Genomic DNA, 18921 nt, shown 5'->3' with positions numbered 1-18921 from the left:
TTGCCAGTCGCCTAGTGCCCGGCTATGAGGTCGGTTTGCCTGGAGAAAAATAATGTACGAATCCATTCTTGCAAAGTTTCCTAACGTGCTTTCGGCTGTTGAAGCGTATAAGCAAGGGCGTCCAGTAGTTCTGATGGATGACCATGATCGTGAAAACGAGGCAGACCTCGTTGTTGCCGCCGAAAATATGTCAGTCCAGAGCATGGCGATGATGATTCGCGATGGTAGCGGAATCGTCTGCCTTTGCCTGGATGAGCACACTGTCGAGACGCTTGGGCTGAAACCTATGGTACCTATGAATGAATCTAGATTCGCCACAGGGTTCACCGTCAGCATTGAGGCCGCTGAAGGTATCACCACGGGGGTCAGTGCTGTTGACCGCTTGACCACGGTGCGAGCTGCGTTGTCGTCGGACGCCTTCAATCGACGCATTGTAAGTCCCGGACATATGTTTCCCCTCCGAGCCCGTTCTGGAGGTGTCCTGGAGCGCCGCGGCCATACTGAAGGGAGCGTGGAAATCGCAGTCATCGCTGGCATGCGTCCAGCGGCTGTCCTGTGCGAGCTGATGAATCCCGACGGAACTATGACCCGGGGCGAGCAGATACGTATTTATGCCGAACATCATGGTTTGCCGATACTCACTATTGCCGAACTTGTCGATTTCAGGCTGGCGTGTGAAGAGCTGCGTCCTTCGATTTCAGCTAGGCATTCCGTTTATGGCAGTGCAGTTGCTGTTTAAGGTGGGCGACTCCGGCTTGGTGGTCGATCGATATGTATTGCCAGAGCCATAGGGCAGGCGCACAAAAAAACGGTCAAGGAATGATTGACAGATCACGGCTGTGCAAAGGTTTCACTGGAGTAGGCGAGTGGCAAGAAGTGGCCATAATTTGCATGCTCGTGCGGCGGCTGATTTTATTTCTCAATTATGAGAAAAACTTATCCGTTGTTGCTCTGGGATGTTCGCTGCGGGGCAAATGTCTTTAAGTAACGGCCATTCGACCTTCTTGGTTAGGCAGGTTGTTATCTTGAGAATCCCAGGGCGCGTTGCTACGAGGCTGCGTCCAAGGTTTAGTTTTAGTTTTAGTGTGGTGTACCTGATTGATTTTCGGAAATTTCTCAATTGGCACCTCGTTTGCTTTCAATTAATACATCTGGCCTAGCGGCCGGACTCCTTAACTAGTATCAAGGATTCATCATGAAACTGCGTTTCACCACTGATCACGAATGGCTGCGTTTGGAAGAATCTGGCGAGTTGACCGTCGGCATTACCAGCTTCGCCCAAGAAGCCTTGGGCGACGTTGTTTATGTGCAACTGCCCGACTTGGTTTCCTTTGATGCTGGCGCAGAAGTTGTTGTTCTTGAGTCCGTGAAGGCGGCAAGTAACATCACCATGCCGTTAGCGGGAGAAGTCGTAGCGGTCAATCCGGCCGTTGCTGAAGAACCAGAATTGGTGAACGCATCTCCGATGGATGCCGGATGGTTCTTCCGCATTCGGCCTGTCGATGGCTCCGCTTTTGATGGCCTGCTGGACGAAGCCGGTTATGAACAATATCTCGCAGATAACGCTTGAGGAGTTTTCATGACGACGTCAATTTCTCTCGATACGCGTGACGAGTTCGTCGCACGACACATCGGGCCGCGCGACAGCGACATTAGCGAAATGCTCAACACCATTGGCTACGACTCTCTTCAAAGTCTGATTGCAAGCGTAGTGCCTGACACGATCAAGGACAGCAACGTTCTTGAGCTCACAAACGGGCAAGGAGAGGCTCAAGCACTGGCTGATCTCAAGGTGATCGCGTCACACAACAAGCTCTTCCATTCCTACATTGGGCAGGGATATTACCCCTGCCATACGCCGGCACCGATCCTGCGCAACCTGCTGGAAAACCCAGCTTGGTACACCGCCTATACACCTTACCAGCCGGAAATCTCCCAAGGCCGTCTTGAAGCACTCCTGAACTTTCAGACCTTGGTAAGTGATCTGACTGGAATGGACATTGCGAACGCTTCGTTGCTTGACGAGGCGACGGCCGCTGCTGAAGCCATGACCTTCTGCAAGCGCCTAGGGAAAAGCAAGGCATCTGCTTTCTTTGCATCCAGGAATTGCCATCCGCAGACGCTGGAGGTTCTTCGAACTCGTGCTGAACCCCTCGGTATCGACGTTGTAGTAGGCGATGAGAATGAGTTGCTGGAGGAGGGCATGGATGGCTACTTCGGTTTGCTGCTCCAGTACCCTGCCAGCACGGGGGGCATCAATGATTATCGTGAATTGGTCGCCAAGGCTCATGAGCTAGGCACTATGGTCGCGGTATCGGCTGACCTGCTGGCACTGACGCTCTTGGTTCCGCCTGGTGAATTCGGAGCCGATGTCGTGATAGGCAGTGCTCAACGTTTCGGTGTGCCGCTCGGTTTTGGCGGGCCTCATGCGGCTTATTTTGCGACAAAGGATTCATTCAAGCGCGATATGCCGGGCCGCCTGGTCGGCATATCGATTGATCGACACAAGCAGCCTGCTCTGCGTTTAGCGATGCAGACTCGCGAGCAGCATATTCGTCGCGAGAAGGCCACCAGTAACATCTGCACCGCGCAGGTTTTGCTTGCAAACATTGCGAGCATGTACGCGGTCTACCATGGCCCCGTGGGTTTGAAGAACATTGCTCGCCGGGTTCACCGCCTGACTGCGATTCTTGGCAAGGGGTTAGAGGATCTTGGGCATCAGGTTGATCAACACTATTTCTTCGACACCCTGAGCATCGCGACCGCAGTGCCCGCATTTAACGTCGTGGAAGCTGCCAGAGCTGCAGGAATCAACCTGCGGCTGATCAGCGATGTGCGTGTCGGTATCTCGTTGGATGAAACCACCACTGCGGCGCATGTCTGTGCGCTCTGGTCTGTGTTCGCTTCAGCCAGCCAATCAGTGCCTGCCTTCGACGATATGGCCGATCTGGCCGGTGACCGGATTCCCGAAGCCATGCGTCGTGAATCCGGTTTCCTCACGCATGAGGTGTTCAATCGCTATCACTCAGAGACTGAGTTGATGCGTTATTTGCGCAGGCTCGCGGATAAGGATCTGGCCCTTGATCGCACGATGATCCCGTTAGGGTCGTGCACGATGAAGCTCAATGCTGCGAGTGAAATGATCCCGGTGACGTGGCCCGAGTTCGGGGCGCTTCATCCATTTGCGCCACTTGAGCAGACATTGGGGTACCAGGAGCTCACGCGTGAGCTTGAGGAAATGCTTTGCGCTGCTACTGGGTATGACGCAGTTTCTCTGCAACCTAACGCGGGCTCACAAGGCGAGTACGCCGGGTTGCTTGCCATCCGCGCGTATCACAAGAGCCGCGGTGAAGGGCGGCGTGATGTATGCCTGATCCCTTCTTCGGCTCATGGTACCAACCCGGCGACCGCGCAGATGGCGGGTATGCGTGTGGTTGTGGTCGGCTGCGACACACGCGGTAACGTCGACGTGGATGACTTGCGGACGAAAGCTGAACAGCATCGTGCCCAACTGGCAGCGTTGATGATCACCTATCCATCGACTCATGGTGTTTTCGAAAAACGCATCCGTGAAATCTGCGACATCGTTCACGAGAATGGTGGTCAGGTTTACATCGATGGCGCCAACATGAACGCGATGGTGGGGCTCTGTGCACCTGGGCAGTTTGGCGGGGATGTTTCTCATCTCAACCTGCACAAAACGTTCTGCATTCCTCACGGAGGCGGCGGCCCTGGCGTAGGCCCGATCGGTGTGAAATCTCACTTGGCTCCGTTTCTTCCTGGGCATAGCCATATGAAGAACTCCAAGGGTGCAGTCAGTGCAGCTCCGTTCGGCAGCGCGAGCATTTTGCCGATCACGTGGATGTACATCCGGATGATGGGCGGGGCAGGTCTCAAGCGTGCGTCCGAGCTGGCTATTCTAAGTGCCAACTACATCGCGCGACGCCTTGAAGAGCATTATCCAGTTCTCTACACCGGCGAGAACAGCTTGGTGGCGCATGAGTGCATTCTTGATGTTCGCCAGATCAAAGAGAGCAGTGGGATCAGTGTCGAGGACGTCGCCAAGCGGCTCATCGACTTTGGTTTCCATGCTCCTACGATGTCATTCCCGGTCGCTGGCACCCTCATGGTTGAGCCAACAGAAAGCGAATCCAAGGAGGAACTGGATCGATTCTGTGACGCGATGATTCGTATCCGCGAGGAGATTCGCGCGGTCGAGCGGGGTGAGCTTCATAAGGACGATAACCCACTAAAAAATGCGCCTCATACGGCATTTGAGCTCGTTGGCGAATGGAATCATTCCTACAGCCGTGAGCAGGCGGCATATCCAGACGATGCTTTGACGGACAGCAAGTATTGGCCGCCGGTTGGGCGAGTCGACAACGTCTATGGCGACCGGAACCTTACCTGCGCCTGCCCTCCAATTTCCGCCTACCAAGACGCCTGACCTTCAGGTTGAATCAGGGTGGCGTGAAGACCTCGCGCCACCTCGTTATCGAGGAATAGCCATGTTTCATAAAAGCTTGACGCTGTCAGATTTCGATCCTGCTCTGAGCGCCGCAATGACCGCTGAGGCGAGCCGTCAGGAAGATCATGTTGAGTTGATCGCGTCCGAAAACTATACCAGCCCTCAGGTGATGGAAGCGCAAGGCTCTGAGCTGACAAACAAGTACGCCGAGGGGTATCCGGGCAAGCGTTACTATGGGGGCTGTGAGTTTGTCGACGTGGTCGAGGGGCTGGCGATCGAGCGCGCCAAGCAGCTGTTTGGGGCCAGCTACGCCAACGTACAGCCTCACTCCGGTTCTCAGGCAAATGCCGCAGTTTATCTTGCGTTGTTGAATCCAGGAGACACTCTTCTGGGGATGAGTCTTGCGCATGGCGGGCACCTCACTCACGGCGCAAAAGTTAGCTCCTCTGGCAAGCTTTACAACGCGATCCAATACGGTATCGACACCAATGGCTTGATCAACTATGACGAGGTCGAGCGGCTGGCGCTGGAACACAAGCCCAAGATGATCGTCGCTGGGTTCTCTGCGTATTCCAAGACCCTGGACTTCGCAAGATTCCGCGAAATTGCGGACAAAGTTGGGGCTCTACTGTTTGTCGACATGGCGCACGTCGCAGGTTTGGTGGCGGCCGGGCTTTACCCGAATCCTCTCCCATATGCAGATGTCGTTACGACCACAACTCACAAGACGCTGAGGGGCCCGCGCGGCGGTTTGATCCTGGCCAATACAAGTCCGGAAATCGAGAAAAAACTCAATTCAGCGGTTTTCCCGGGCGGCCAAGGTGGCCCGTTGATGCACGTCATCGCCGCTAAGGCAGTCTGCTTCAAAGAAGCGCTTGATCCGTCTTTCAAGGAATATCAGGCGCAGGTTATCGGCAACGCTCAAGCGATGGCAGGTGTGTTTCTGGCGCGCGGTTACGATGTGATTTCCGGTGGTACGGATAACCATCTATTTCTGGTCAGCCTGATTCGCCAGGGCCTCACCGGCAAAGATGCAGATGCCGCCTTGGGGCGTGCTCGGATCACCGTTAACAAGAATGCCGTACCGAATGACCCACAGTCGCCCTTTGTCACTTCAGGGCTTCGCATCGGGACGCCTGCGGTCACTACGAGGGGTTTCCAGGTTCCTGAGTGCGAAGCGCTTGCAGACTGGATTTGCGACATCCTGGATCACCTGGGCGATGCCGATGTGGAAGCTCACGTTGCCAAGCAAGTCGCGTCCCTCTGTGAACGCTTCCCTGTCTACGGCAAATAAAGCTGTCCGCACGCTCTCTGGAGTCTTTCATGTCACTCAGCGTTTTTGACTTGTTCAAGGTGGGAATCGGCCCGTCGAGCTCCCACACGGTGGGGCCCATGCGTGCGGCAGCAACGTTTGTCGAGGGGTTGGAAAAAGATGGCCTTCTGAGCTCTGTGGATGCAATCAAAGTCGAGCTTTACGGGTCGCTTGGGGCAACAGGAAAGGGGCATGGCAGCGATAAGGCAGTTTTGCTCGGCCTGGAGGGGGACTACCCCGATACGGTTGATACTTCAACTGTCGACGGGCGCCTCATCGAAATCCGCGCTCAAGGCAGTCTGAACTTGCTGGGCAAGCGGCGAGTACGGTTCGCCGAGAAGGAGCACTTGGCAATGATCCGAAAGCCTTTGCCCTACCACCCCAACGGGATGATCTTTCGAGCGTTTGACTCGGCTGGGTTGCAACTTCGTGGGCGCGAATACTACTCGGTGGGAGGCGGCTTTGTGGTTGACGAGGACGCCGCTGGCCATGATCGCATCGTCGAAGACAAGACGCCGTTGCGCTACCCATTTCGAAGCGGCAACCAACTCCTGGCGCTCTGCGAGGAGCACGGCCTTTCGATCAGTCAGATCATGATCTGTAACGAGGAAGCTTGGCGCTCAGGTGAGGAAACGTCTCGTGGGCTGATGCACATATGGGGGGTCATGCAGGACTGCGTTCAGGCGGGCTGCAGCAACGAAGGCGTAATGCCGGGTGGGCTCAAGGTAAAGAGGCGTGCTGCAAACTTGTATCGCCAACTTCGCCTAAGTCCGGAGGCAGGACTACGGGACAATCTCTCGGTATTGGACTGGGTGAACCTCTATGCGCTGGCCGTTAACGAAGAAAATGCAAGCGGAGGAAGGGTGGTCACAGCACCTACAAATGGTGCGGCGGGCATCATCCCAGCTGTTCTGCACTACTACGTCAATTTCATCGGTAGCGCAAATGATGACGGCGTCCAAAGGTTCCTCCTTACGGCTGCCGCAATCGGGATCCTCTACAAGGAAAATGCCTCGATCTCTGGCGCAGAGGTCGGGTGCCAAGGCGAGGTCGGCGTGGCTTGCTCCATGGCTGCCGGCGCGCTCTGCGAGGTGCTGGGCGGAACCCCACGCCAGGTTGAGAACGCCGCAGAAATAGGTATGGAGCACAACCTTGGGCTCACATGCGATCCCATAGGAGGGTTGGTGCAGGTGCCTTGCATCGAACGCAACGCTATGGGGTCAGTGAAGGCCATCAACGCCGCCCGCATGGCTTTGCGAGGCGACGGAGATCACTACGTGTCTTTGGACAAAGTTATCCGCACCATGCGTCAGACCGGCGCAGACATGAAGACCAAATACAAAGAGACAGCACGCGGCGGATTGGCCGTGAACATTATTGAATGCTGAGGCTGAGTCTCCGGCCATTTTTTGAGGTTTACCCATGACTACAGAATCTTTGAAGCGTACGCCGTTACATGATCTTCATCTGGCACTCGGCGCCAGAATGGTGCCCTTTGCCGGCTACGAGATGCCAGTGCAGTATCCGCTGGGCGTGATGAAAGAACACCTGCATACCCGAGACCAGGCCGGATTGTTTGACGTAAGCCACATGGGTCAAATCCGACTGCACGGCAAGAACGCTGCCGCGGCACTCGAATCCCTGGTTCCGGTGGATATCGTGGATCTACCAATCGGCATGCAACGTTACGCGCTGTTCACGAACGAGACGGGGGGCATTCTCGATGACCTGATGGTGGCCAATGCGGGCGACTACCTTTTCGTGGTCGTCAATGCTGCGTGCAAGGAGCAAGATCTAGCCCACCTGAAAGCCCATCTGGAAGGCCAGTGTCAGGTTGAGGAGCTGTTCGATAGCCGGGCCTTGATCGCTTTGCAAGGCCCGCTTGCGGCTCAGGCACTTGGACGCATTGCACCACAGGTGAAGGATATGACCTTCATGCAGTTCCAGGCGTTGGATATCAACGGCGTGTCTTGTTACGTCAGCCGGTCAGGTTACACAGGAGAGGATGGTTACGAGATATCCGTGCCGGTCGAGAGTGCTGTAGAGCTTGCTCAGGCCATTCTGGCGCAACCTGAAGTCAAGGCGATCGGCCTGGGTGCAAGAGATTCGCTTCGACTGGAGGCTGGGTTATGCCTGTACGGACACGACATGGATGACACGCTCACGCCGGTTGAGGCGAGTCTCTCCTGGGCAATCTCCAAAGCTCGTCGAGCTGATGGTGCGCGCGCTGGCGGTTTCCCTGGGGCTTCACTCATTTTTACACAGCAAGCTCAAGGCGTAGGCAAAAAGCGCGTCGGGCTACTGCCCTTGGAGCGTGTGCCCGTGCGCGAGGGCGTAGTGATCCATTCGGAGGAGGGCGCTGTGATCGGGCAGGTCACCAGTGGCGGTTTTGGGCCGACGCTGGGCGCCCCACTCGCTATGGGTTATGTGGAGTCGGCGTACATTGGAGTAGACACAATCGTCTATGCCGAGGTGCGTGGGAAACGTGTGCCAATGCGTGTGACCAAGACCCCATTCGTGCCTCAACGCTACTACCGCGGTTGAAGGATTTGCTGCCATGAGCGAACTCTCATCCTTGTCGAATCGCCCTCCGCCGCTGCAGGCGGGAGTAAAGCTGCGCGGTGCTGAAAAGGTCGCGCGTATTCCGGTGAAAATTCTTCCGACAGAAGATTTTCCTCGCAAGCCAGACTGGATTCGCGTAGAGATCGCGGCCTCGCCGGAGGTGAGTCGCATCAAAGCACTGTTGCGAAAACATAAGCTGCATAGCGTCTGCGAAGAAGCGTCATGCCCGAACTTGGGTGAGTGTTTTTCCGGAGGTACGGCTACATTCATGATCATGGGCGACATCTGCACTCGACGTTGTCCTTTCTGCGATGTCGGCCATGGACGACCCAAACCTCTTGATCTTGATGAGCCTCGCAATCTTGCGACCGCTATCGCAGACCTGCGCCTAAAGTATGTAGTTATTACATCGGTTGATCGGGATGACCTGCGCGACGGTGGCGCCAGCCACTTCGTCGAATGCTTACGAGAAATACGCAGGATGTCGCCAGGGGTGAAATTGGAGACATTAGTCCCGGATTACCGTGGGCGAATGGACATTGCCCTCGCGATAACTGAACAGGAACCGCCAGACGTCTTCAACCACAACCTGGAAACGGTACCTCGGCTTTACCGCGCTGTTCGTCCAGGGTCTGATTTTGAATGGTCGTTGGATCTGTTGGAAGGCTTCAAACAGCGCATACCTCATGTGCCCACCAAGTCCGGGCTGATGCTTGGACTGGGTGAAACTGACGACGAAGTCATTGAGGTGATGAAGCGGATGAGAGAGCACCGAGTGGATATGCTAACGCTCGGTCAATATCTTCAGCCTTCACGCAACCATCTTCCGGTTCAACGATTCGTGCATCCCGACATTTTTGCCAAGCTCGCTGTATTGGGCGAGGAAATGGGATTTCTCAACGTCGCATCCGGCCCTTTGGTTCGCTCCTCCTACCACGCGGATCAGCAGGCAGCCAGGAAGTGATGGCTAGCCATTAACCTTGTTTGTGCACGCCATGGGAGGTCGCCCGTCGCCTCCCAATAAGGCGACCCTCCCCACGCACTCACTCCACACTCATTTGAATCGGCTCCAAAACGCGAGGCACTTTACGGCTGCCTTGTCCGTATTCTGAAATGAAATCCTTTCGCTTACCTCTGGTTGTCGCACCACGGCAAATCAGTTTCTCAGGGCTGCAAAACCGTAGATCTCACCGATGAGATTGTGCTTCTCCAGTATTAGCCTCTCGCTACAAAAATCATAGTTGTATCAGTTACTTAGATTGTTTAAATGGTTCTGGCATCACTCTTGCTCTACTAACAATGTCCGGGAGGCTCCCATAGAGGAATACCACCAGATGAAGCGCGAAGAGTTCCTAGTGTCATCCTGCCAATTTCAAAAACAATCGCCTCAGGATAGGAATGCATCACATGTCAGACGAAAAAGATCTACGTGGTGAAAATTCTCTAAGTCAGCTGCTCAATCCAAGCATCAGCCGACGGATGCTGATGCTGGGAACAGCGGCGGTAGCTGCCGGAGCGACTCTGGGTCGGTGGATTCCCAATGCTGAAGCCGCTGTCGGCGGCAATCTCGACATCATGACGTGGGAGGGGTACTCCCTTCAGACTGAAGCCGCCGAATGGATCAAGGCTCAGGGCATCCGCGTGAACGCGAGCATCATGGGCAACCAGGATGACGTGACCGCCAAGCTGATGGGCGGTGGCGTACGGCTTGATCTGGCCGAATACTCGAACGGTTACAACGAACTGTACAAGGGTCTTAATCAGCTCAAGCCGATTGATGTTTCCAAAATTCCTAACTACAACTCCTCTGACATCATTAGCAAGTTTCATGATGGCAGCATGTGGTTTTGGGATGGCAAACGATTCGGAATCCCTTGGACATGGGGGGTGGACACCATCGTTTACAACCCTAAAGGTCTCACAGCTCCGATCACCAGTTTTACCGACCTATTGCGTCCAGAGTTCAAAGGCAAGCTCACCTTCCTCGACAACCCTTTGACCGTCTGGCCATTGGCAGCTCGCGTCACCGGTTTCGATGACAAATTTCCAAATGTCACTAAGGAAGAACTCGGCCAAATCTGGGAAAAAATGCAACCGTATCGGGATCAGTGCCGTACGTTTGCTTCCAGTAACGGGGACGTGGTCTCGCTGTTTGTTGCTGGCGAGATTTCCGCCTGCTTCTGTACCTGGACGGCGGCCACTTTGGAGACGGCCAAGCAAGGTGTGAAAACTGAATACGTCTTCCCTAAAGAAGGGGGAGCAGTCTGGGCGGATGCTTGGTTCATTCCAGCGACAGCAGAAAATATCGACACTTCCCTCGCGTTCATCAATCAAGCGCTTGATCCTCGGACTCAAGCGGCGATGAGCAAATCAGTCAGTTCAGCCGTGGTGAATAAAAAGGCCGTCCAGTACATGGATGCCGCGACCAAGTCGCTGTTCGACTACGACAACATTGACCAATTCCTAGCGACTGCGCCTATCAAAGGGCAGCCTCCACGCCAATCAGATCAGTACGCAACTTACGACGATTGGCTACAGGCCTGGGCTTCTTTCAGAGCCGGGTTCTGATTCAAGCCCGCACTGGGCTGAAAAGTGATGCCTTCAAGTTCATTCGACTTCTTTGAGTTGACGAGATTGCTGTCGCTCGGGAGGTAGGCACCTCATGAGGTATTTCCGATGGGCGCTATGGATTGGAAACACTGGCTGGTGGTTTTACTCATCATGGTCTTGGTCTTCGGCTCCAGAAAACTCAGGGGCTTGGGTGAGGGTTTGGCGTCGTCCATCAAAGGCTTTCGCGACGTGATGCGTGATGAACCCGGTCGCGAACCCGGCTCCCCGCCACCGCCAATTTTAGTGGAGGACGAGCATGGAAAATTTCAAAGGGACAGCTACTGAAACGTTGCGTTGTCACTTAGCAAACCGGGGTGAAACACCGCCAGTCGTAGGCCTAAGTTTGTAAGTACGACGGATGAAAACCTGCCCGATACTGCTATTGAAAAATGGCACATGGGCGGGGCGGCCTTCGCTTCTGGCAGGGCTGCGCTTAGACGCACGCCGAACCAAATTTGGCGATTCTTGAAATACCTATAAGCAAGTTTATAAAGCTTCAAGGAGTATGCTGTGCCGAACGTGTCTGATCGCTCTGACTCCGAATTTCTGGAGTCACTTGGCTATGAACAAAAATTCGAACGTAGCATGTCGTTATGGGCGAACCTTGCTCTCGGTTTCCTATACCTATCACCCCTGGTCAGTGTCGTGGCCATCTTGGCGCAAGGACTTTCGACGGCTGGGCCACCCTCCATGTTCTGGATTCTGATTGTGGGTGCGGGCCAGCTGTTGGTGGCGCTGATTTTTGGCGAAATTGTTGCGCAATACCCCATCGCAGGTGGTTTGTATCAATGGGCACGACGGCTGTGGAATGGTCAGTATGCGTGGCTGCTGTCATGGATCTACCTGGCATGCGTCATTGTTGCGATCGCTACAACGGCTATGTTTGGCGCTAATTTTGTCGCCAACCTTTTCGTAGGTACCCGGGAACATCCAGTCGTGGCAATCACTCCTGGGATGACTGCAGGTATTGCAGCCGCGATGCTATTCGTAGGTGTCCTGCTTAACCTGACCGGCACCAAAACGCTGGCACGGATTGCTGGTGCGGGATTGGCCGCCGAGCTAGTGGGTGTCATCGGGGTAGGTCTCTACCTTCTCATTTTTGAGCGCAAGAACTCCTTCAGTGTTTTTTTCGACACGATGGGCTCGGGACATGACGGGGCTTACTTCAGCGCGTTTATTGGAGCTGCCCTGGTGGGTATCTTCATGGTCTATGGGTTTGAAGCTTGCGGAGAGGTTGCTGAAGAAGTCCCTAATCCAGGGAAACAAGTTCCCCGGGCGATGATCCTGACCGTCGTTGTAGGCTGCAGCTCCGCGATTCTCTCTTTCGCAGGATACGTGCTCGCAGCGCCTAATCTGGCTGACATCGTGGCAGGGAATGTTCTTGATCCTGTACCGGAGATTCTGAACGGTACCATCGGGTTTTGGGGCACCAAGGCATTTCTGGTTATTGCGTTGACGTCATTCTTGGCGTGTGTGATGGGTCAGCAAGCGTCCGCCAGTCGACTGATTTACTCCTTCGCTCGTGACAAGATGTTCCCAGGCGCAGCGATCTTCGCGAAGCTCACCAAAGTTCGTCACGCACCGTTGTGGGCGATCGTAGGGGTCAATCTTCTTTCTGGGGTGCTTCTGCTGTTCGTTTACTTGTTCCCAGGGGCGCTGTTCCGCATTGCTGGTATGCAAATGCTTGCTGGTTACATTGCATTCCAGATGGTGGTTTTCGCTGCGCTTCGCGCCAGGTTCAAAGGCTGGAAGCCTGCAGGCTCTTTCTCGCTCGGCGCATGGGGATGGCCGGTCAACCTTGCCGCTCTGGGATACGGCATCTTTGCTTGCGTAGCATTAGCCACGCCGTCAAGTGATATGAGTCTGTCTGTACTGGATCGCTGGATTGCCCTCGTGGGGGTATTGGTTGTGATTGCTGTGGGCTGGTTGTACATGGTTATCGCTAAGCCACACCGCAATTCGACTGCACCGGAAGGTGATGCGATAGAAATGGCGAACCTTATGCGCAAGAATGCCGCGCAGCGGCATATATCCAAGGCAGGTCGTATTGATTCAGTCTCTGTAGAACTGGTGAGAGGTGGACGGTCTGTAGCCTCTAAAGCCTGATTGGACTGATCAGCGCCGTCCTAACCGATGGCGCTGACAGGCAATCCGAATGCCATGGATGGTCTGCAGTTAGACTGCTAGAGCGTGAAAAACTGGCACATCCTTCCGCGTAACCTCACCAATTCTTCGGGATAACGTGGGTTGCTCATGGCACCTCCTGATTGGCCTCAGTTTAAGGCATGGAGGTGCCTACGAAACCCAGGGCGATTCATTCCGTAATAATATTGCGAGCCTCTGAGTAATTAGGGTATGTACCCGTCCGTATAGCGTTTACGATGATCAATCTACTGCTCATAAGAGATTTTATTCACGTACCAAGTTGCCTCCCCGTCGGGAATTCTCACTACGCACTCATCTCCTTCCTCCTTTTTTAAAAGTGCCCTCGCCATTGGGGAGTCGATCGAAATGTAATCGTTCCGCTCATATATCTCGTCGTACCCAACGATGCGAAATCTTTTCTGCTCGCCATCATCGCTTTCAACTTCCACCCATGCGCCGAAGTATACTTTCCCTTCTTGCTCGGGAGAGTAATCAACGACCTTGACGTCTTCGAGGCGTTTGCGCAAATACCTCACTCGACGATCTATCTCGCGCAGAAGTTTTTTATTGTATTGATAGTCTGCGTTCTCGCTCCTATCCCCCAATGACGCGGCCCAAGCAACCTTCTGGGTGATCTCCGGGCGGTAGACGCGCCATAGGTGATCCAGCTCGCTTTTGAGCTTCTCATGACCAGCTCGGGTGATGATGTTTGTGGCCAAACGATGGGGCTCCTGGATGACGGGCTTTCGGGGCACAGCACGCAATCCATGCGGCAGTGAGAGATGGAGATGCTCTAAGGATAACTGCTCAGTGATTGCATGTCTTGCCACTCAATACCGTTCGAGCCGCCTTATGGTGTCAGTCTTGGAGCATGGCTTGATAAGAGGGCGGCGCTTGCGTTCTCGGTCTGTGGTGAAGATTTGAGATCGACGAGGGCTGAGTGAGCGGTGGTAGTAGAAGACCAGAAGGTGAACCTGTTTCGAGAGAAGGGTCGCGAGATAGTAGGTATAGGGGGAGTAGGTCTACTATCGACCAAGGCCAGTAAAAACGGGATGCTTAGGTTAGATAGTAGGAATACCTCGGATCCTGCTCGTAGTCTGCGTTCTCGCTTCTGTAGTGGTCAACTAATCCCGGACACGACGTTAGTTTTTCCTCGGCCCGCGCTGGTGCCAACCCATCGTTGAATTGATGAGGCCGAATCCAGTTGTACCGATGCATCAAAAAATGGCTGATATCGCGCCGTGCTTCCTGCGCAGTTCGATAGCCCACGGTCGGTATCCATTCTGTTTTCAAGCTGCGAAATACGCGCTCCATCGGTGCGTTATCCCAGCAGTTTCCTCGTCGACTCATGCTTGGGCGCATGCGGTATCGCCATAACCGCTGGCGAAAGAGTCGGCTTGCATATTGCGAGCCCTGGTCAGAGTGGAATAGCAGATCCGAAGGCCTGCCACGCTGCTCGTAAGCCATATCCAGCGCTTTGATCACCAGTTCAGCGTCTGGCTTTTCCGACAGCGCCCAGCCCACGATCCGACGCGTACAAAGATCCAGGACGACAGCCAGGTAATGCCACTTTCCTTGCGCCCAAACGTAGGTGATATCGCCGCACCAGACTTGATTGGGCGCAGGCACGCCAAACTCGCGGTTCAATGTGTTCGGGATATCCAGTCTTTCTACTGTTGCTCGTTTGTAGGCATGGGAGCCGGGTTGTTTGCTGACTAAATCAAGCTCGCGCATCAAGCTACGCACTTTGAATCGACCGAGTTGCTCACCGTCTTCACGCATCAGTGACAGGATGTTGCGACTGCCCGCAGAGCTGCGACTTTGCGAGAACAGCTCACTGACGCGACTCCGCAATCGAAGCCGTTCAACATCCGGCGTGCGGCGCCGCAGGCGCTGGGCGTAGTAACACGAGCGAGTGACGTCAAACACTTTGCACAGCCAATCAACCGGCTCATATACCTTCAACTGGTCAATCAGCGCGAACGCTCGTGATCTTCCGACATCAAGAGCGCGGTAGCCTTTTTAGTATTGATTTCTCTCGCTCAAGCCGAGCAATCCGGGCTTCCAGCTCCTGAATTTTCTGCTGTTCCGGAGTCAGTGCCTTGCTCTGCGGGGTGACGCCTTTATGTTCTTTCTGAATCTGGTCAACCCAGCGGCGCAATGCCGACTCACCAATGCCGAGCGAACGGCTGGCTTCGATGTAGCTGTAGTTTTGTTTGAGCACAAGGTCGGCAGCCTCGCGCTTGAATTCAGGAGTAAAGGAGCGGCGTTGTTTGGTCATCTGACACCTCGATCTGGCGAGCATTCTCGCCTAAATGAGTGTCCGGTTTCATTAGACCTCTACAGGGTGACAAAGTGATCGTCAACACGCCCGAGGGCGAGAAGGTGTGGTTTGTGAAAAGCATTGTTTATGAGCAGTGATGGCGCTGAACCCGGTTCGTGAAGTTACCGCGTAGATCACTTCAAGCAACACATGTCTTTCTGAAGCACTGCGATCTGTTGGGAGGCTAGGCGGCTTGTCGGCGATTCGGTTGTCAGGCGCTATTTCAGCGACTGAATTGACGCCATCGCTTTCAAGCCGCTTCCTGCGGTTCGGTGTTTGTTGCGCTCAGGCTGGCAATCAGCCCTCCCTCAACACGGTCAACGGACTGGCATTCAACGCGCGGCGAGTGCCGAACACACCGGCACCCCCTACCAGCAATGCGCCAATCACCGGCAGCAGCAACAGCCACGGATGCGGGCTCCATTCCAGCGAGAAGGCGTAGCGGTACAGAACGAAGCTCACCAGCTCACAGCCCAATGCCGCCAGCAGGCCGCTCGCAGCGCCCAGCAGGCCGAACTCGATCCTGCGCGACTTGATCAGCAATGCCCGTTCCGCACCCAGCGCCCGCAACAGCGCGCCCTGACGGATGCGCTCATCCAGGGTCGCCTGCAAGCCCGAGAACAGCACGGCAACGCCCGCTGCCAGTACAAACAGCAAAACGAACTGCACGGCCAGCGTGACCTGATCGAGGATGCTGCGCACCTGCTCCAGCAGGGCTTCGACACCCAGAATGCTGATGGCCGGGAAAGCCCGTGACAGCTCGACGATTTGCTTGTCCTGACCCTTGGGCAGGTAAAAACTGGTCAGGTAAGTGGTCGGCAGATCGGCGAGCGTGCCGGGCTGGAAGATCATGAAAAAGTTGGGCTGGAAGGTGTCCCAGTTCACGTCTCGCAGGCTGGTGACGACTGCTTCGCGGGTCAGACCGCCGACGATGAAACTCAGGCGATCTCCCAGCTTGATCTGCAGGCTCTCGGCCAGTTTTGTTTCGATTGAAACGCCCGGCACGGCATCGGCCTGACCGGTCGCGGGCAGGTCTTTCCACCATTGCCCGGCGGTCAGCGTGTTGCCTTCGGGCAGGTCGGCAGCCCAGGTCAGGCTCAGATCACGCCGTGTGGCGTTTTCCCCGCGTGAATCTTTGGTGACGAAGTTGCCTACCGGTTCGCCATTGATGCTGGTCAAGCGTCCCGGCACCACCGGATACAGCGGCGCCGAGTGAGTCGACAGCTTGCTCATGGCCTGAGCGAAGTTCTCTTTCTCTGAAGGCAGCACATTAAGCACGAAATAGTTTGGCGCATCCTTGGGCAACTGATTTTGCCAGGTATCGAGCAACTCGCCGCGCAGCAGTGCGATCAAGCCCATCGACAACAGGATCAGGCCGAAGGCCAGCGATTGACCGGCAGCCGCCAGCGGGTAGCGCAGCAGCTGGCCAAGACCCAGACGCCACGGCAGCGATGCTCCGGACAACAGGCGTCGCAGGCTTTTGAGCCCCAGCAGCAACAGACTGCCGAGCACCAGCGCTGCAACGATGCCGCCTCCCAGCAGGGCGAAGGTCAGCACCAGATCCAGGCTCAGGCGCCACATGATCAGGCCCAGCGCCAGCAGTGCGGCGCCGTACACCAGCCATGAACTGGCGGGAATCGGCAGCATGTCCCGGCGCAACACACGCAATGGCGGAACGCGACCCAGCGCTGCCAGCGGAGGCAAGGCAAACCCGGCGAGAGCGACCAGACCCGTACCCATGCCAGCCAGCGCGGGCAGCAAGCCCCCCGGTGGTACCGTTGCAGGCAAGAGGTTTTGCAGCAGCGCGAACAGCCCCAGTTGCGCCAGCCAGCCGAGCAGGGCGCCGCTCAGGCTCGCCAGCAGGCCGATGATCGCCAGTTGCAGACTGAACAGCGCCATCGCTTCGCCTCTCGACAAGCCCAGGCAGCGCAGCAGCGCGCTGGCGTCGAAGCGTCGTGCGGCAAAACGTGATGCCGACAGTGCGACCGCCACACCTGCCAACAGCACGGCGACCAGACTGGCCATGTTCAGATAGCGTTCGGCCTTGCCCAGCGCGCCGCCAATCTGCTGGCTGCCATCACGGGCATCCTTGATCTCCTGATGCGGCTCCAGACCCGGCTCGATGGCCTTGCGATAGGCCGCGAGCGTTTCCGGCGGGCCGCTCCACATTTCCCGGTAGCTGACCCGGCTGCCGGGTTGCACCACGCCTGTGGCGGCGAGGTCCTGCAGGTTGATCATCACCCTTGGCGTCAGGCTGTAGAAATTACCGGCGCGGTCCGGCTCATAGGTCAGCACACGGGTCAGCTTCAAGGTCTTGGCACCGACGTCGATGTCGTCGCCAATTTTAAGATTTACGGCGGGAAACAGCCGCGCTTCGGCCCAGGCTTCGCCGGGTTTCGGGCCGCTGCCTGCCTGTTCGGCCTGATACAACTCGGGTGCGCTTTTCAGCTCGCCGCGCAGCGGATAAGCGTCATCGACCGCCTTGATGCTCGACAGCTGTATCCCGGCGTCCGTGGCAATGACGCTGGAGAAAATCACGATCTGCGCGTGCTTGAGTTGCAGCCGCTCACCCTCCTGAACCTGTTCGGGGCGGGCAGGACTTGAGCCTTCGAGAATCAGGTCGGCCCCCAGGAACTCGGTGGCGCGCAACAGCATCGCACCGTTCAGACGCGCACCGAAGTAACCGATGGCGGTGCTTGCCGCGACAGCCACAAGCAAGGCAAAAAACAGCACCCGCAACTCGCCTGCGCGGGCATCGCGCAACAGTTGGCGGGCCGCGAGGCTCAGCAGACGAACGAAAGGCAGGCGTGCCATCAAGGCTCCAGCGGGGCGACCAGGCGGCCCCCTTCAAGGCGGATCAGGCGTCGGCAGCGATGGGCCAGACGCTCATCGTGGGTGACCAGCACCAGTGTTGTATTGCGTTCCTTGTTCAGTTCGAACAACAGGTCGCTGATGCGCTCGCCCGTGTGACTGTCCAGGTTGCCGGTGGGTTCGTCGGCAAACAGCACGTCGGGATGGGCAGCGAAGGCGCGGGCGATGGCAACGCGCTGCTGTTCACCGCCGGACAACTGGCGTGGTGTGTGGGTCAGGCGCTGGCCCAGGCCTACGCGCTGCAGCAGATCACGGGCCTGCTCGCGGGCGTCGCGGCGGCCTTCCAGCTCCATGGGCAGCATGACGTTTTCCAGCGCATTGAGGCTGTCGAGCAACTGGAACGACTGGAAGACAAAACCGACGTGTTCGGCACGCACTCGGGCGCGCTGGTCTTCATCCAGCTCACTCAGGTTACGACCGGCGAGGATGACGGAACCGGCGCTGGGCAGGTCCAGTCCCGCAAGCAGGCCCAGCAGCGTGGATTTGCCCGAGCCCGATGAGCCGACGATGGCCAGTGTGTCGCCCTTGTTTAGTTCCAGGGAGAGTTCGTGCAGGATAGTCAGGTCACCTTCGGTGCTGGGGACCACTTTACTGAGGCTTTGGGCACTGAGAATACTTTCACTCATGGAG

13 protein-coding genes and 1 pseudogene are annotated in these 18921 nt (G+C 56.1%); 10 read left to right on the top strand and 4 right to left on the bottom strand.

The features are described from left to right. Window positions 1–52 precede the first annotated feature (52 nt). The 10 genes from ribB to JTJ32_RS14540 all read left to right on the top strand — a co-directional run bounded on the left by ribB (window position 53) and on the right by JTJ32_RS14540 (window position 13058). Window positions 53–739, top strand: coding sequence for a 3,4-dihydroxy-2-butanone-4-phosphate synthase (gene ribB, locus JTJ32_RS14585; RefSeq protein WP_210042459.1), 687 nt, complete (start codon window positions 53–55; stop codon window positions 737–739). 453 nt (window positions 740–1192) lie between these two features. Next, entirely contained in the window at window positions 1193–1570 is a 378-nt protein-coding gene (gene gcvH, locus JTJ32_RS14580; RefSeq protein ID WP_210042514.1) for a glycine cleavage system protein GcvH, read from the top strand. A 9-nt stretch (window positions 1571–1579) separates the two neighbouring features. Next, window positions 1580–4447 (top strand): aminomethyl-transferring glycine dehydrogenase, encoded by a 2868-nt coding sequence (gcvP, locus tag JTJ32_RS14575; RefSeq protein ID WP_210042458.1) that lies wholly within the window; start codon window positions 1580–1582, stop codon window positions 4445–4447. Between the two features lie 61 nt (window positions 4448–4508). Next, window positions 4509–5762, top strand: coding sequence for a serine hydroxymethyltransferase (gene glyA, locus JTJ32_RS14570; RefSeq protein ID WP_210042457.1), 1254 nt, complete (start codon window positions 4509–4511; stop codon window positions 5760–5762). A 29-nt stretch (window positions 5763–5791) separates the two neighbouring features. Beyond that, window positions 5792–7168: an L-serine ammonia-lyase gene (locus tag JTJ32_RS14565; protein WP_210042456.1), complete on the top strand. Its 1377-nt coding sequence runs from the start codon at window positions 5792–5794 to the stop codon at window positions 7166–7168. Between the two features lie 34 nt (window positions 7169–7202). Beyond that, window positions 7203–8324, top strand: a complete 1122-nt coding sequence (gene gcvT, locus JTJ32_RS14560; RefSeq protein WP_210042455.1) for a glycine cleavage system aminomethyltransferase GcvT — start codon at window positions 7203–7205, stop codon at window positions 8322–8324. A 13-nt stretch (window positions 8325–8337) separates the two neighbouring features. After that, window positions 8338–9306 (top strand): lipoyl synthase, encoded by a 969-nt coding sequence (gene lipA, locus JTJ32_RS14555; RefSeq protein WP_210042454.1) that lies wholly within the window; start codon window positions 8338–8340, stop codon window positions 9304–9306. Between the two features lie 443 nt (window positions 9307–9749). Then, on the top strand, window positions 9750–10910 hold the full coding sequence (locus JTJ32_RS14550) for an ABC transporter substrate-binding protein (RefSeq protein WP_236059299.1): 1161 nt from the start codon (window positions 9750–9752) through the stop codon (window positions 10908–10910). Window positions 10911–11018: 108 nt separating this feature from the next. Beyond that, window positions 11019–11237, top strand: coding sequence for a twin-arginine translocase TatA/TatE family subunit (locus JTJ32_RS14545; protein WP_210042453.1), 219 nt, complete (start codon window positions 11019–11021; stop codon window positions 11235–11237). A gap of 225 nt (window positions 11238–11462) precedes the next feature. Then, window positions 11463–13058, top strand: a complete 1596-nt coding sequence (locus JTJ32_RS14540) for an APC family permease (protein ID WP_210042452.1) — start codon at window positions 11463–11465, stop codon at window positions 13056–13058. Between the two features lie 284 nt (window positions 13059–13342). Here JTJ32_RS14540 and greB read toward each other — a convergent pair whose 3' ends face one another. The 4 genes and pseudogenes from greB to JTJ32_RS14520 all read right to left on the bottom strand — a co-directional run bounded on the left by greB (window position 13343) and on the right by JTJ32_RS14520 (window position 18917). Beyond that, window positions 13343–13816, bottom strand: coding sequence for a transcription elongation factor GreB (gene greB, locus JTJ32_RS14535; RefSeq protein WP_210042451.1), 474 nt, complete (start codon window positions 13814–13816; stop codon window positions 13343–13345). 401 nt (window positions 13817–14217) lie between these two features. Next, a pseudogene (locus JTJ32_RS14530) lies at window positions 14218–15378 on the bottom strand (IS3 family transposase). A 339-nt stretch (window positions 15379–15717) separates the two neighbouring features. Beyond that, window positions 15718–18234: an ABC transporter permease gene (locus JTJ32_RS14525; RefSeq protein ID WP_210042449.1), complete on the bottom strand. Its 2517-nt coding sequence runs from the start codon at window positions 18232–18234 to the stop codon at window positions 15718–15720. Continuing rightward, window positions 18234–18917, bottom strand: a complete 684-nt coding sequence (locus JTJ32_RS14520; RefSeq protein ID WP_004887741.1) for an ABC transporter ATP-binding protein — start codon at window positions 18915–18917, stop codon at window positions 18234–18236. The genes JTJ32_RS14525 and JTJ32_RS14520 overlap by 1 nt, the downstream gene beginning before the upstream one ends. Between the last annotated feature and the right edge of the window lie 4 nt (window positions 18918–18921).

This window comes from Pseudomonas alliivorans (genome assembly GCF_017826695.1).
In the GTDB taxonomy this organism is placed as follows: Bacteria; Pseudomonadota; Gammaproteobacteria; order Pseudomonadales; family Pseudomonadaceae; genus Aquipseudomonas; species Aquipseudomonas alliivorans.
The sequence above is the reverse complement of the archived record's forward strand: the minus strand, read 5'-3'. Positions and strand labels throughout refer to the sequence as shown.